Here is a 16,809-nt window from a genome sequence, read left to right on the forward strand (position 1 = left end):
TTTTATGTCTATTTAATTCAAACTCCTATAGTAAAACCTTTATTAAGATTTATTGAAATGCTTAATAAAGGTTTTTATCATTATTAGGATTTTTTTAATTCTTTTTTCTTCTTTTTTAGATTATATGCCGCAGGTATTTTTAGCATATTTTATCTGATTTAAGTCGAAGATTATTTATTACTATATTATTTTATTAATATATGTCATAAATTTTTCAAATTTAATGTATTCATAATGACAAACATTTTTGAATATATTTGATATAATAACCTCACATCTAAAATGTGGGGTGATAATATGATGTATAAAGGAGCAGCTGTGCCATATAAAAGAGTGAATAGAGAATTTAAATTTGGTGAAAAGGAAAAGTTGAAACTTTTTGGTTATCAATATTTGCTTCTCTATATTTCAATGTTTTTTTTACCAAGAGTTTTTGTATTTAAATCATTAATGCCCTTTGGCATAGCCTTCTTTTTAGCTGCCTGCGGATTTATATCAAAGAAAAACATGTTTGTTTCAGGACTTATTACTATCCTTGGATATATTAGCACTTTTAAAGGTTATGTAGCCTATTATCACGTTTTAACTATCCTTTTTCTCATGATTATAGCATTTTTGTTAAAAGAAAATAAAAATAAAATATTTAAGATGTCTATATTTGCATTTATATTTAATTTAATAAACAGCATATTTTTTCATATAAAATTTCTATCAAAGGGCTTCTTAACCTATGATGTGGTTTTATCACTGCTTGAATCTATGATGATTTTAGCATCCTGCTATATATTTACATATGGTATGCCGGCATTATTAAGTAATAGAAAGAGGAAAGTGTTTTCAAAAGAAGAGCTGATATGTATTGGTATTTTAATTGCAGGTATAGTTTCGGGGATGTGGGATGTAAATTATTATGGGATTTCACTAAAGAACATGTTTGCATTTTTCGTGGTGCTTGTTACTGGATATGTAAAAGGAGCTGATATGGGCTGCGCAATTGGAGCTATACTTGGGTTTATGATAAGCATATGCGATACAAAGATGCCTGTTGCTGTTGGAATATATGCTATTTGCGGACTTATAAGCGGTATATTTAAGGAAGTTGGTAAGATAATCACCTGTATAGCTTTTATAACATCAACTGCTCTTTTATATTTTTATACTATTGGATTAACAGATATAAATATGATTTTTCTTGATACTATTATACCTATTATAATTTTTCTTATGATTCCTCAAAGGGCATATGATAAATTTTCTATTTTATTAGACGGAGAAAAACAAGAACTTCAGCTTCAAAAATCTTACATAGAAAGAATAAAAGATATTACAGGATTAAAACTCAATAACATATTCAATACAGTGTCCTCGCTCTCTAAAATATTAGAAGAAAATGTTAATAATGAGCTCTCTAAAAAATCAGAAATAAATGAACTTGTTGAAAAACTTGCAGATAAAGTCTGCATAAATTGTGAGAGGAGAAATTCCTGCTGGGATAAAGAATTATACTATACCTATGATTCTTTTATTGAGCTTTTAAGGTACATTGAGAAAAAAGGAATGATAAGTTCAGCGGATATACCTGAAAGTTTAAAGAAAAAGTGCAGGAGACCAAATGAACTTTCAAAACAGGCAAATCATCTTTTTGAAATATTAAGATTAAATAACAGGTGGAGAAAAAAAATAACTAATTCAAGAAAAATTGTAGCTGAACAGACAAAGGGCATTTCACAGCTATTAAAAAATATGATAGATGAAGTTGCTACTACAGTTGAGTTTAAAAATGAAATTGAGAATGAAATTGAAGTTGCTCTTGATAGAAAAGGTCTTGAATTTGAGGATGTTCTTGCAATTAAAAACAGCAGGAACAAATTTGAAGTTACTGTCTATAGGAAACCTTGTTCAGGGAAACAGCTGTGCAGCAGGGAGTATGCGGCAGTAATATCAAAAACCCTCGGAGTTAATATGGAAAGAGAGTCTAATAAATGTACTATAGATAAAAACTGCTTTATGTGTCAATTCAGGTTTGTTGAATCAGTAAATTATAATATTATAACTGCAGTTTCTAAAGCATCAAAAGAAAACATTTCCGGGGATAATTATACGTTTGGAAATATTGGTCAGGGAAGATATATGATTGCACTTAGCGATGGTATGGGAAGCGGTGCGTCAGCTTCCAATGAAAGCAAAACTACTATATCTTTGCTTGAAAAATTTATGGAAGCAGGATTTGAAAGAAATGCTGCAATAAAAGCAATAAATTCTGTACTGGTTTTAAGGTCCTGTGATGAATGCTTTTCAACAATAGATATGGGGCTTATAGATTTATACAGCGGTGTTGCAGAATTTGTAAAGATAGGAAGTGCTCCTGCTTTTATAAAATCTAATTTTAATGTTGATGTAATAAACAGCATGAGCCTTCCTGTAGGTATACTTGATGATATAGATATTGAAAGTCAGATTATTCAGCTTAGGAATGGTGATATGATTATCACGGTATCAGACGGGGTTATTGATTCTAATCCTGAAAAGGAAAAATGGATAAAGAGAGCTTTGAATGAATTTGATAGCGGAAATCCTAAGGATGTTGCAGATTACCTCTTGTATAAAGCCAAAGAAAACTATGGGAATAAAATCGGTGATGATATGACGGTGATGGTATCAAAAATATGGAAAAACATTTAAAGCTGGATAATCCAGCTTTTTTTTTTAAGTTTTATCTGGTATATTGGTATATATGTATGAGTAAAGGAAAAAATTAAAAGAGCAATTGTTTTAAAGTGGTGTTAAAATGAGAAAGAAAGTAATAAATACAATTAATAAATATAATATGATTTCAAAGGGCGATAAAATAGTAATAGGCTTCTCTGGAGGCCCGGATTCTACAGCATTAATTCATGTTTTACATAGTTTAAGAGAAGATTATGATATAAAACTTTATGCTGCACATATTAATCATATGATAAGAGGGGATGAAGCTTTTAGGGATGAAGAGTACTCAAAGTCATTATGTGAAAAACTCAATGTTCCCTTCTTTTTAAAACGTGAAGAGGTCATAAAATTTGCTAAGGGAAAAAAGATGTCTCTCGAGGAAGCAGGAAGATATATAAGATACAGCTTTTTTAGCGAAGTGGCAAAAGAGGTTGGAGCAAACAAAATCGCACTTGCCCATAATATGAATGATCAGGCAGAAACAATGATTATGAGGTTTTTTAGAGGATCCGGCATAAGCGGATTATGCGGTATTAAACCTGTGAGAGATAATAAATATATAAGGCCTATAATAGAATGCAGCCGAGAAGAGATAGAAGAATACTGTAAAGTTAATAACCTAAATCCAATTGTAGATAGTACAAATGAAGAGAGCATATATATTAGAAATAGAATAAGGCTTGAAGTTATACCTTACATAAAAAATTATTTTAATTCCAATATAGTTGAGAGCCTTTATAGATCCTCTGAGATTATAAGGGATGAGGAGAATTTTATAAAAAATGAAGCAATAAAATGTATTGAAGTTATAAAACTGAGGGATGGATACGATGCAAAAAAATTTAATTGTCTCCATACTGCAATTAAAAGAAGAATTCTAAGAAGTATTATTGAGGATTTGAAGGGAAACCTTAATGGTATAGAAGGCAAACACATAGAAGAGTGTATTGAAATAATAAAAAACGAGGATACAGGTAAAAGAGTATCTTTGCCAGATAATATTGAATGTTTAATAGAATACGATATATTTAAAATTAAAAAGAAGATAAATGTGAAAAACTTTGAATCTGAACTTGAAATTCCAGGGAAAGTTACTCTTGATTACGAAAATATTGAAGTATATACTAAAATAATATATAAAAGTAATGATACTTATAAAGATACTATGTTCATAAAATATTTTGATTATGATAAAATAAAAGATAAGTTATGTATTAGAAACCGAAGAGATGGGGATTATATGTACCCTAAAGGCATGGAAGGAAGAAAGAAAATAAAGGACATATTTATTGATAAAAAAATTCCAAGAGAAGTTAGAGAAAAGATTCCCTTAATAGCCTTAGGAAATGAAATATTGTGGATACCCAAAATCAGGGATACGAGAAACTATAAAATAGATGAAAATACTAAGCGTATTCTTGAAATTAAAATAAAAAGGAGTGATATTGTTGAATGAAGCAATAAGGGAAATACTATTGACGGAGGAGGAAATAAAAAATAAAGTTAGAGAGCTATCAAATCAAATAATAAAAGATTTTCCTGATGGAGATGTTATTTTAATTGGGATTTTAAAGGGTTCAGTAATATTTGTAGCAGATTTAATGAGAAGTATGAATATTAATGTAACGATGGATTTTATGGCTGTTTCAAGCTACGGGATGTCTTCAAATACATCTGGAATTGTAAGGATACTTAAGGATCTCGACTTTGATATTGAAGATAAAGATGTTGTCATAGTTGAAGATATTATAGATACAGGAACAACTCTAAAGTATCTTTATGAATATTTAAAGGCAAGAAATCCAAGGAATCTTAAAATATGCTGTCTACTCGATAAAGCAGATAGAAGAAAGGCTGATATTAAGGCGGATTATATAGGTTTTTCTATACCAGATGAATTCGTAGTTGGTTATGGACTTGACTATGCAGAAAAATTCAGAAATTTACCCTATATAGGTATACTTAAAGAAGAAGTTTACAAAAAGGATTAAATAAGTTAATTGTTTATACATAAATTATATGATAAAATTTATAAGTAACGACCTAAATATGAAAGGGGGGCTATAATGAAAAAGTCATTTTTTAAGAGTGCCAGCGCATGGATTTTGATTATATTTGCCTTTTTTGTAGCCCTAGCATTGTATGGGAATGGCCCAACAAAAAAGGCTAAAATAGATTATACGAGGCTTATAACAGAAATTCAGAATAATAATGTAAAGAGTGTGGTTATCGATTCCGAAATCGGAGATGCAAGCGGTGAATTCAATGATGGAACACCCTTTACTGTAAATATAGGAGATAAAGCCTCATTCCAAAGCTATATAACAGATTATAATAAAACTCATACAGAGAAGGTTAAAGTGGAATTCATACCTCCAACGAGATTCCCTGTATGGGTATCAGCGATACCTAACATATTAATGCTTATAATGCTTGGGGTTATATGGTTCATTTTCCTTCAACAGTCGCAAGGCGGCGGTGGTGGAAAGGGTGTCATGAACTTTGGCAAGAGCCGTGCAAAACTGGTTACTAATGATAAAAAGAGGGTAACGTTTAATGACGTTGCTGGGGCAGATGAAGAAAAAGCGGAGCTTCAAGAAGTTGTTGACTTTTTAAAGCAGCCAAGAAAATATATTGAACTTGGGGCAAGAATTCCAAAAGGAATATTGCTTGTGGGACCGCCTGGTACAGGTAAAACTCTTCTTGCAAAAGCTGTAGCAGGAGAAGCTGGAGTACCGTTCTTTAGCATAAGCGGTTCAGACTTTGTTGAAATGTTTGTTGGAGTAGGAGCATCGAGGGTTAGAGACCTTTTTGATAATGCTAAGAAAAATGCACCATGCATAGTTTTCATAGATGAAATAGACGCAGTAGGAAGACATAGAGGCGCAGGACTCGGAGGAGGCCATGATGAAAGGGAGCAGACTCTTAATCAGCTTCTTGTTGAAATGGATGGATTTGGAACAAACGAAGGCATAATAGTTGTTGCTGCAACTAATAGGCCGGATATATTGGATCCTGCACTTTTAAGACCTGGAAGATTTGACAGACAAATAGTTGTTAATTCTCCTGATGTAAAGGGCAGGGAAGAAATATTAAAGGTGCACTCTAAAAATAAGCCATTAGATGAAAATGTAAAATTAGATGTTTTAGCAAAGAGAACACCAGGGTTTACTGGTGCAGACCTTGAAAATCTGATGAATGAAGCGGCGCTTTTAACCGTTAGACGAGGCAAAAAGCTCATAGGTATGGATGAACTTGAAGAAGCAATAACAAGGGTTATAGCTGGAACTGAAAAGAAAAGCAGAGTTATGAGCGAAAGGGAAAAGAGGCTTACTGCATATCATGAAGCAGGTCATGCAGTTGTTATGAAACTTCTTCCTAATGCCGATCCTGTTCATCAAATAAGTATAATACCAAGGGGAAGAGCAGGAGGATATACTCTGTCCCTTCCTCAGGAAGACAGATACTATGCATCAAGAACGGAACTTGAAGAGGAAATCGTAGGCCTCTTAGGAGGAAGAGTAGCTGAAAAACTAATATTAAACGATATAAGCACTGGGGCAAAAAATGATATAGAAAGAGCTACAAGCATTGCAAGGAAGATGGTTACTGAATATGGTATGAGTGAAACATTAGGGCCTATAGAATTTGGAACAGGACACGATGAAGTCTTCCTTGGAAGAGATTTTAATAAAACAAGAAACTATAGTGAAGAGATAGCAGCACTTATAGATAAGGAGATTAAGAGAATAATAGAAAGCGCATATAATAGAGCAGAAAATCTTCTAAAAGAAAATATTAACAGACTTCATAGGGTTGCTGAGGCTCTTCTCGAAAAGGAAAAGCTTGAAGCTGAAGAATTTGAAACTATATTCAATCAAGCATAAAGAGAGCGGAACGCAAGTTCCGCTCTTAATAATATAATAGGGGGAAAAAAATTGAGCGAAATTGAAGTAATGGATAAAATAAAAGTTGGTTTAAATTCATCCTTTGAAACTGATGTAAAAAATGAACATTTAGCAAGCAGATATGGAAGCGGTTTAGTTGATGTTTTGGCAACTCCTGCCATGATAGCTCTTATGGAGTGCACTGCAAAAAATGCAGTTGATCTTCATCTTCCTGTCGGATATACTACTGTAGGGACAAAGGTTGATATTGCTCATATAGCTGCGACGCCTTTAGGGATGAAAGTAACCATAAATGCGGAGCTTATAAAAATAGAAGGCAAAAAACTCGTATTTAAAGTTGAAGCCTTTGATGAAGTAGAAAAAATAGGTGAAGGTATTCATGAAAGATATGTAATAAACTCAGATAAGTTTATGGATAAAATAAATAAAAAAGGAAAGTAATTTTTGTATTGAGTAGGGTGTTTTAAACACCCTTTTTTAGCATTTAACGATGAAGGTGATAAGATGAAGAAAATAAATTATCATGATGAAATAATAAAAAAGTCCCATGAACGTTCAAATGAATATGGAATAGAAATAAACAGAGTTTATCCTAAGAAGATTTTAAGCAAAGAAGAAATACCTATTCTAATTAAAAGGAATAGAGATTTAATAAGAATAGCTTCTCCCTTTATGAAGATACTCTATGATTTCTTAGAAGGTTCAGGCTTTTTTATAGTTTTAACTGATAATGAAGGCTGTATATTAAGTACAATAGGGGATAAGGATATAATCCTTGCTGCAAAAGAAATGAATTTGGATGTAGGAGCATATATGAATGAAAACAGTATAGGCACAAACGCTATGGGAACAGCAATCAAAGAAGATATGCCTATACAAATTTCAGCAAAGGAACACTTTATTACGGCATATCATAGATGGACATGTTCTGCTGCACCGATTCATAATATAAAGGGTGAAATAATTGGAACTCTTAACTTGACTGGAAACAGCAATCTTGTACATCCCCACACTCTTGGACTTGTTGTTGCTGCTGTCCGTTCTATTGAAAATCAAATTAAAAGCGATGAAGCAAATAATAGACTTATTGAAACCTATAGTTATTTAAATACTATAATAGAATCTATAAACTTTGGAATAATTGCTGTTGATAAAGATGGATTGATTAAAAATATTAATGGGGCTGCCTGCAGCATGTTTAACTGTAGCAAGGATTATTTAAATGAACAGCATGTTCAGAGGATACTTCCTTCATGGAATGAGATTGAAATGAAAATTAAATCAGGAAATAAAATAGTTGATGAGGAGATTCATTTTAAAATAAACGGAAAGTCTCAAAAATATATAATAAATATTCATCCTATAAAAGATGAAAAGGACAGCCTTTTAGGAACAGTGATTAGCTTTAAAAATATGCAGAATGTATATAACCTTATAAATAAATATACTGGAATGAAAGCCCGTTATACCTTTGAAGATATTATATATAAAAGCAGCAGTATGGGAAAAATAATCGAATATTCAAAGAGCATAGCCGACAGCCCTTCTACTGTTTTGATAACAGGGGAGAGCGGTACAGGAAAGGAAATACTGGCACAAGCTATTCACAACAGCAGCAGCAGAAAGGACAATGGCTTTGTAGCAATAAATTGCGGTGCTATACCTCAAAATTTAATAGAAAGTGAGCTTTTCGGTTATGATGAAGGAGCTTTTACTGGGGCAAAAAAAGGAGGCAATCCAGGGAAATTCGAACTGGCAAATGGAGGCACATTATTTCTGGATGAAATTGGAGAAATGACTCCCGATATGCAGGTAAAGCTGCTGAGAGCTTTACAGGAAGGCTGTATTACAAGAATTGGAGGCAGCAAATATATAGAGGTTGATGTCAGAATAATTGCAGCTACAAATAGAAATCTGCTAAGTGAGGTTCAAAGAGGAAATTTCAGAGAGGATTTGTATTATAGAATATCAGTTATTCCAATTCTTCTTCCTCCTCTTAGGGAAAGAAGAGAGGATATTCCACTTTTAATAGAACATTTTCTTGAACTTAAATCTTTAAAGCTTAAAAAACCAATACCTAAATTAAATCAACTATTATATGATAAGATTTTATCCTATAACTGGTGGGGCAATATCAGAGAACTTGAAAATTTTATAGAGAGTGCAGTAAACTTTAATGGTAATACAGAGTTTTTGATGAATAAATTTCAAGATTTAAATGAAATAAAGGAAGATAAAGTATATGAAAGAAATACTTTATCTGATGAATTTATAGGACCTCTTGAAGAATTAGAGAGAAGAGCCATTATAAACTGTTTAAAAAAGTATGAAAATAATATTACGAAATGTTCAAAAATATTGAATATTAGCAGAAATACACTGTATTTAAAGATGAAAAAATACAATATAGATTTATAGTTGTTAGAAAATAATACAATGTACTAAAATAGGACAATAGTTCAGCCTAAATCTGTACTATTATTGAGCGATTTTAGGCTGGATTTTTTTATGCCTTGATTACACTACATTGTTTGTTAATTAACTAACTGGCATGAAGTTTGCTTATTATAATTTCAGATAATACTAAGGGAGGTAAAAATCATGTCAAGATTTACGCTACCAAGAGATATTTATTTTGGAAAGAACTCATTAGAGGAATTAAAAAATTTAAAGGGTAAAAAGGCAGTTATAGTAGTGGGAGGAGGCTCAATGAAAAAGTTTGGCTTCCTTGACAAAATAGAAAGTTATCTTCATGAAGCAGGAATTGAAACAAAACTTATTGAAGGTGTTGAACCAGACCCGTCCGTTGAAACAGTAATGAAGGGTGCACAGGTTATGAGAGAATTTGAGCCAGATCTTATTGTCGCAGTGGGAGGAGGCTCACCTATAGATGCAGCAAAGGCTATGTGGATTTTCTATGAATATCCTGATTTTACTTTTGAAAAGGCTATAGTTCCTTTTGGAATTCCTGAGCTTAGAAATAAAGCTAAATTTGTAGCTATTCCATCTACAAGCGGTACAGCAACAGAAGTTACAGCATTTTCAGTTATAACTGATTATAAGGCTAAGATAAAATATCCTTTAGCTGATTTTAACATTACTCCAGATGTTGCTATAGTCGACCCAGAACTTGCGCAGACTATGCCAAAAACTTTAACAGCTCATACTGGTATGGATGCACTAACTCATGCTATAGAAGCCTATGTTGCATCATTAAAATCGCCTTTCTCAGACCCTCTTGCTATGCAGGCGATTGTTATGATTAAAGATTATCTTATAAAATCCTACAATGGAGATAAGGATGCAAGAGAGCAGATGCACTATGCACAGTGCCTTGCAGGTATGGCATTTTCCAATGCGTTATTAGGAATTACTCATTCAATAGCCCACAAAACTGGTGCTGTATTCCATATACCTCATGGATGTGCAAATGCAATATATCTTCCCTATGTAATTCAATATAATGCAAAGGAATGCAAGGAAAGATATTCAGCTATAGCAAAGAATCTTGGACTCTCAGGGAAGAATGAAGATGAACTCGTAAATTCACTTGTTGAAATGATAAGAGACCTTAATAGAAGTATGGAAATACCTCTAACATTAAAAGACTATGGAGTAAGTGAACAGGATTTTGCAGCCAATGTAAAATCTATTGCTCATAATGCAGTTCTTGATGCATGTACAGGTTCTAACCCAAGAGCTATAGATGATAATGCTATGGAAAAACTTCTTGAATATATATATAACGGCAAAGATGTTGATTTTTAATAAAAAAGTTATATTAAAAACATTAAGCTCTCATTTGAGAGCTTAATGTTTTTAGAGGGTAAATGGAATAAAATAGATATACTTATTTGTTAAAATTTAAATATTTGACATAGCAAATTTTCTGTGAAAAAATAAAAATATAAATAGCGTAAAAACCACTGTATAATTATGAAAAGGAGGAATGAATGTGGGATGCTCATGTGATAAAAAATTAGCTCTAAACTTCGATGATAAAAATGTAGATTTATCCTTGATGGAGCCAATACTTAAAAAATATGAAGGGCAAAGCGCAAGCCTTATAAGTATACTTCAGGAAACTCAGGGGCTTTACGGTTATCTTCCCTTATCAGCACTTAATCTTATTGCTGAGAGGACAGGCAATAAGAGGGCAAAAATATACGGTATTGCAACTTTTTATGCACAATTCAGGTTAAATCCTACGGGTAAATATATAATACTTCAATGTCAGGGAACAGCATGTCATGTTAACGGTTCAGAGGAAGTAAGCAGAGCGATTTGTGAAGAACTTAATATTAAACCTGGTGAGACTACTGAAGATGGAATTTTTACTTTAGAGGATGTTGCATGTTTAGGATGCTGCAGCCTTGCACCAGTTATGATGATAAATGGGGAGGCTTATGGGAATTTAACTCCTGACAGTGCAAGAAAGATTATAAGGGAAATTTATGAGAAGGAAAGGAGGGGAAACAGTGATGAAAATTAGAATAGGGCTTGGAAGCTGTGGTATTGCAGCTGGCGGAAGAAAGATAAAGTCAAAATTTGAAGAGATTTTTAAAGAAAAGAATATTGATATTGAAATAATATCAACAGGATGTATAGGTATGTGTTATTATGAGCCTCTTGTTGATATTATTGACGATAATGGAACTTATACCTATGCAAATGTAACTCAATCTATGGTAGAAGAAATAGTAGATGAGCATATTTTAAAGGGATGCCCCATTGAAAAATATATAGTTTCCACGGATAAAAAACCCTATCCTCAGCTAAAAAAGCAGGTTAGAATTGTACTTAGAAACTGCGGAATTATAAACCCAGAAAAAATAGAGGATTATATAGCATCTGGAGGTTATACTGCACTTAAAAAGGTTCTAATGGAAATGACTCCGCAGGAGGTTATAGAAGAAGTTAAAATATCGGGATTAAGAGGAAGAGGAGGAGCAGGTTTCCCCACATGGTTTAAATGGAATGCTGCAAGAGCTTCAAAGGGAGACGAAAAGTATATTGTTTGTAATGCAGATGAGGGAGATCCAGGTGCATTTATGGACAGAAGCGTAATTGAGGGAGATCCTCATTCTCTAATTGAAGGTATGATAATAGCTGCCTATGCAATAGGTGCTCATAACGGTTTTGTCTATGTTCGTGCAGAATATCCTCTTGCAATAGAAAGATTAAATCTTGCCATAGAGCAGGCAAAGGATAATAACCTTTTAGGAAAAAATATATTGAATTCCGGATTTGATTTTGAGCTTAAAATAAAGATGGGAGCCGGTGCCTTCGTATGCGGAGAGGAAACTGCGCTTATTGCATCCCTCGAAGGGGAGAGGGGAATGCCAAGGCTTAAACCACCCTTTCCTGCACAATCAGGTTTTTTTGGTAAGCCTACCAATATAAATAATGTTGAAACCTATGCGAATGTTCCTTGGATACTTAAAAACGGTGGAGCTGAATTTGCAAAATACGGTACTGAAAAGAGCAAAGGTACTAAGGTATTTGCCCTTGCAGGAAAGATAAAAAGAGGAGGACTTATTGAAGTTCCTATGGGAATGACCTTAAGAGAGGTTATATATGATATAGGCGGAGGAATAAAAAATGATAAGGAATTTAAAGCCGTTCAGATGGGAGGACCTTCCGGAGGATGTATTCCTAAAGAACTTTTAGATACTCCTGTTGATTATGAATCAATTAATAAAACTGGAGCTATTATGGGTTCCGGCGGTATGATAGTTATGGACGAAACTACCTGTATGGTAGATATAACAAGGTTCTTCCTCGATTTTACCTGCAAAGAATCCTGCGGTAAATGTATATACTGCAGAATAGGTACAAAGAGGATGCTTGAAATTCTAAATAAGATTACACAAGGTAATGGAACATTAGAAGATATTGAGATGCTTGAAGAACTTTGCTACAGCGTAAAAGACGGCTCACTGTGTGGCCTTGGGCAAACAGCACCAAATCCAGCATTAACAACTTTAAAATATTTTAAGGATGAATATATAGCTCACATAAAGGATAAAAAATGTCCAGCAGGGCAATGTAAATCTCTTATTTCTTATAAGATTAATGCGGAAAAATGTGTTGGATGTACTATGTGCTCAAAGCAGTGCCCTGTAAATGCTATACATGGAGAGAGAAAGCAGACTCATATTATAGATCAGGATAAGTGTATAAAATGTGGAAATTGCATAAAAATATGTAAGTTTAATGCAATATATACTGAATAGAAAAGGAAGTGATGAAGGTGTCTTTGATAAGAGTTAATATAAATAACAGAGAGATAGTAACAACTGATGATAAAACTATTCTTCAGATAGCTCTTGAAAATGGAATTGATATTCCTAATCTTTGTTATAATCAAAAGACGAAGCCCTATGGTTCCTGCGGGCTTTGCGTAGTTGAAGTTGAGGGAAGCCCAAAGCTTGTTAGGGCATGTTCAACATATCCAGCTGATGGTATGATTGTTAGAACAGATACAAAAAGAACGATAGCAGCAAGAAAGACAGCCCTCGAGCTTTTATCATCGGATCATAGAGGAGACTGCAGACCACCCTGCGTTAATGCGTGCCCTGCCCATACTGACTGCCAGGGTTATGTTGGGCTTATTGCAAACGGTGAGTATGATGAGGCAATTAAACTTGTCAAAAAGGTTATACCTCTTCCTGCAAGTATAGGAAGGGTGTGCCCTCATCCTTGCGAGAGCGAGTGCAGAAGGGGTATGGTTGATAAACCAATTGCTATTGCTGACCTAAAAAGATATATAGGTGAAATAGATGTAAAAAAGGGAACCTTTGTGCCTGAGGTTAAGCCTTCAACGGGTAAAAAGGTAGCAATAGTTGGAGCAGGTCCTGCAGGAATTTCCTGTGCATATTTTCTATCTCAGGAGGGGCATGAGGTTGTTATATATGAGGCACAGGCCTACCCAGGAGGTATGCTTCGATATGGTATACCTCAATATAGGCTTCCAAAGGAGCTTCTTGATGCGGAAATAAATACTTTAAATAAGATGGGCGTTGAAATTATTTGCAATACTAAACTCGGTGAGGATATAACTCTATCCTATCTAAAGAAAACCTATGATGCAGTATTTATTGCAATAGGTGCTTGGGCAAGCATGCCTATAGGCTGCGAAGGACAGGATATGGAAGGGGTTATTGGAGGTATTGAGTTTTTAAGGAAGGCAACACTTTCTGAACCTATTTATCTTGGGGAGAAGGTAGTTGTAATCGGCGGCGGGAATACAGCAATGGACGTTGCAAGAACGGCGGTAAGGCTTGGAGCAAAGAGTGTTCAGGTATTATATCGAAGGACTAAGGAAGAAATGCCTGCGGAAGAAATAGAAGTTAAGGAAGCTGAGGAAGAGGGAGTAGAATTCAAATTCCTCGTTGCACCTATTGAAATAATAGGGGATGGTAAAAGGGCAAAGGCTATAAGATGCCAGAAAATGAAACTTGGAGAGCCTGACAAATCAGGCAGAAGAAGCCCGATTCCAATTGAAGGCGAAGAGATAACCTTCGAAGCCGACCTTATTGTATCAGCTATTGGACAAAGGGTTAACCCTGAGTGCGTAAAGGAACTTGAAACTACAAAAAGAGGAACTATTTTAGTTAATTCAAATACCTTTGAAACAAGTATGGAAGGAATTTTTGCAGGAGGAGAAGCTTCAACAGGGCCTAAGATAGCTATTGAAGCTATAGCACAAGGGAAAAATGCTGCCCATGTTATAGACAGCTATTTAAATGGATGCCTTGTTTCTGTAAAAAATCCATGTTATATAGTTCAGGATGACTTAAAGGAAGAGGATTTTAAAGATAGAGAAAAACAGGAAAGACAGGAGCAGTATGTAATAAAAGGTGAAGAAAGAAAAATAAGCTTCAGGCCTATTTCAAATGCACTAACAGAGGAGCAGGCATTAAAGGAAGCATCAAGATGTCTCGAGTGCGGATGCCATGACTATTTTGAATGCAGGCTTATAAACTATATACAAAAGTACGACATAAAGGTTGATAAGATAAAGGGTGAAAAGCATAAGAGGGATATAAATAAGACTCATCCATTTATAGTTAGAAACCCTGATAAGTGTATACTCTGCGGTCTTTGCTATAGAACCTGCGAAGAGGTTATGGGAATTACTGCCCTTGGTCTTAAAGGAAGAGGATTTGATTCTGTAGTTATTCCAGAGTTTAACCTTCCATTAAATGAAAGCTCCTGCATATCCTGCGGTCAATGCGTAGATGTTTGCCCAACGGGAGCATTAATCGATACAGCTTCGGTTAAAAAACAGGTTCCTGTTGAATTCAACAATACTAAATCAGTGTGCAGCTATTGCGGTGCTGGATGTGAAGTTGTATATCAGTCTAAAGGCGATTTAGTATTTAAATCTTTACCTGACAAGGAAAAGGGCGGTATACTCTGCGCAAAGGGAAGATTTGGAATAGAACATATAAATAGCGATGAAAGACTTAAAACTCCATTTGTAGTTTCAGGGGATATAAAATCTGAAGTTACATTCGATGAAGCACTTTCTCTCATTTCAAAGAAAGCAAAGCTTATTGAAGGACAATATGGAAAGGACAGCATTGGAATTTTAGTATCTCCTAAGTTTACAAACGAAGAGGCCTATATTATAAGAAAAATAGCTGAAAAATTAAATACAAAGTATGTAGGTTCAATGGCTATAAAAGGTGGAGCCTTAGAGAAGGTATTTGGATATAATGCCTCCACTAACAGCTATGATGAACTTTACAGCACTGAGCTTATAATATCCTTTGGAAATGTTGCTGAAAATCATCCTGTGCCTGCTGTTAGAATAAAAGATGCATCAAAGAAGGCAAAACTTATATCAATTTGTGATAAATATACGAGGATGAATGAATGGGCGCATTATAGCTATAAAGTTGATAATAATATAGACTTTTTAAAGGGATTCCTTAAAGCTTTGATTGAGAACCATGTGGACGAAAATGAAGTCATAAAAACATGTAATAACTTTTATGAATTAAAGAACTTTGTTTCAGATGTAAAAATTTCAGAAGATAATAAACGCCTTGCAAAAATGTATGCAGAAGCGAAGAAGGCTATAATAGTTGTTGATGAAGATACTATAACTGATGCTGCTTTATGCCTTTTAGCTGATGCTGCAGCGATTTGCAGAAAAGTTGGGAAGCCTCACAGCGGTATAATAATAATACGTTCAAAGGCAAACTCTCAGGGCTTTATCGATATGGGAATTAAAATGTCAGGAAAGGCTATACTTGAAAAGGCTAAAAGCGGTGAGATTAAAGGCCTTATAGTATTTGGAGAGGATGTATCAGATGAATTGAAGGATTTAAAACCTCTTGCAGTCTTTGATTTACTAATGACTGATACAGCTAAAAATTCCAATATAGTAGTACCTCTATCAGCTTCAGCGGAAGGATACGGAACTTATACAAGGTCCGATAGAAAGGTTCAGGCTTTAAGTAGAGCTGTAGAGAGTGCTATAGGCATTGATAACTTTAACATTCTTTTAAAACTCTCTAATAAATTTGGAATAGAATTAAAAGATATGAAGGATGTAGTCGAAAATATTTCCAAGGAAATAATAAATTATAAAGGATTAAATAAAGCCTATAATAATCTTGAAAATGTTTATGTTCCGCTTCCGATGAATTTTAAAGGAGTGCAGGTTCTATATACAGAAGGATTTGAAACAGAGGATAAAAAGGCTGATTTAAACTTTGAAGAATCAAATAGTATGTTCCTTGAAAAAAAGCTGTATGATACAGTAGAAAAGGACTTTGATGAATTTACTAAGAAAAACGGAATAAATATATGATTAAAAGCTGCAAAGCATTGCTTTGCAGCTTTTTTCAGTGCGCCCGGCATGGGCAACAGCTTGGCGGTGAAAGTCCGCTATGGGCTTGGTAGTGGGAACCATTAGCCAATGGCAAGGGTGTCCATCGTGAGGTGGAATCTGAAGGAAGCCGGAGGCAAAGTCTCGGCTCGATGAACAAGAACCACATACGAGGCTGATTTGAGGCGGACGAGTTTGCTGTACAAAACAAAGTCCAACACTACCCGAACCTCATACAGTAAATGTGGCGAGTATATGGGATGAAGGCGGTTGCTCTTACCCGGGGAGGTCTAACAGATATGCCATAAAAAGAATGAACTTTCTCAATGGCAACCTATTCAGCGATGA

The 16,809-nt window shown here is 34.3% G+C and carries 10 protein-coding genes; all 10 read left to right on the plus strand.

Annotated elements, in window-relative coordinates; translation table 11 throughout:
* Positions 1-297 precede the first annotated feature (297 nt).
* The 10 genes from spoIIE to B5D15_RS11165 all read left to right on the plus strand — a co-directional run bounded on the left by spoIIE (position 298) and on the right by B5D15_RS11165 (position 16,443).
* Positions 298-2,682 carry a stage II sporulation protein E gene (gene spoIIE, locus B5D15_RS11120; protein WP_179122280.1) on the plus strand — a complete coding sequence of 795 codons (2,385 nt, stop codon included), beginning with the start codon at positions 298-300 and terminating at the stop codon, positions 2,680-2,682.
* A 106-nt stretch (positions 2,683-2,788) separates the two neighbouring features.
* Complete coding sequence (tilS, locus tag B5D15_RS11125; RefSeq protein WP_078697199.1) at positions 2,789-4,165, plus strand: tRNA lysidine(34) synthetase TilS; 1,377 nt, start codon at positions 2,789-2,791, stop codon at positions 4,163-4,165.
* Positions 4,149-4,700 (plus strand): hypoxanthine phosphoribosyltransferase, encoded by a 552-nt coding sequence (gene hpt / locus B5D15_RS11130; RefSeq protein ID WP_179122281.1) that lies wholly within the window; start codon positions 4,149-4,151, stop codon positions 4,698-4,700. The genes tilS and hpt overlap by 17 nt, the downstream gene beginning before the upstream one ends.
* 75 nt (positions 4,701-4,775) lie before the next feature.
* Positions 4,776-6,596 (plus strand): ATP-dependent zinc metalloprotease FtsH, encoded by a 1,821-nt coding sequence (gene ftsH / locus B5D15_RS11135; protein WP_078697201.1) that lies wholly within the window; start codon positions 4,776-4,778, stop codon positions 6,594-6,596.
* Positions 6,597-6,647: 51 nt separating this feature from the next.
* Positions 6,648-7,058, plus strand: a complete 411-nt coding sequence (locus tag B5D15_RS11140) for a thioesterase family protein (RefSeq protein WP_479722850.1) — start codon at positions 6,648-6,650, stop codon at positions 7,056-7,058.
* Positions 7,059-7,121: 63 nt separating this feature from the next.
* Positions 7,122-9,035, plus strand: a complete 1,914-nt coding sequence (locus B5D15_RS11145) for a sigma-54-dependent Fis family transcriptional regulator (RefSeq protein WP_078697202.1) — start codon at positions 7,122-7,124, stop codon at positions 9,033-9,035.
* A 183-nt stretch (positions 9,036-9,218) separates the two neighbouring features.
* Positions 9,219-10,385 (plus strand): iron-containing alcohol dehydrogenase, encoded by a 1,167-nt coding sequence (locus tag B5D15_RS11150; protein ID WP_078697203.1) that lies wholly within the window; start codon positions 9,219-9,221, stop codon positions 10,383-10,385.
* Between the two features lie 187 nt (positions 10,386-10,572).
* Positions 10,573-11,109 (plus strand): NADH-quinone oxidoreductase subunit NuoE, encoded by a 537-nt coding sequence (nuoE, locus tag B5D15_RS11155; protein WP_423236576.1) that lies wholly within the window; start codon positions 10,573-10,575, stop codon positions 11,107-11,109.
* The gene (nuoF, locus tag B5D15_RS11160; protein ID WP_078697205.1) at positions 11,099-12,853 is read left to right on the plus strand and encodes an NADH-quinone oxidoreductase subunit NuoF; all 1,755 of its coding nucleotides are present in this window, start codon (positions 11,099-11,101) and stop codon (positions 12,851-12,853) included. The genes nuoE and nuoF overlap by 11 nt, the downstream gene beginning before the upstream one ends.
* A 17-nt stretch (positions 12,854-12,870) precedes the next feature.
* The gene (locus tag B5D15_RS11165; protein ID WP_242948741.1) at positions 12,871-16,443 is read left to right on the plus strand and encodes an NAD(P)-binding protein; all 3,573 of its coding nucleotides are present in this window, start codon (positions 12,871-12,873) and stop codon (positions 16,441-16,443) included.
* Positions 16,444-16,809: the final 366 nt, after the last annotated feature.

It is taken from the genome of Caloramator quimbayensis (assembly GCF_900167605.1).
Lineage (GTDB): Bacteria > Bacillota > Clostridia > Clostridiales > Caloramatoraceae > Caloramator_B > Caloramator_B quimbayensis.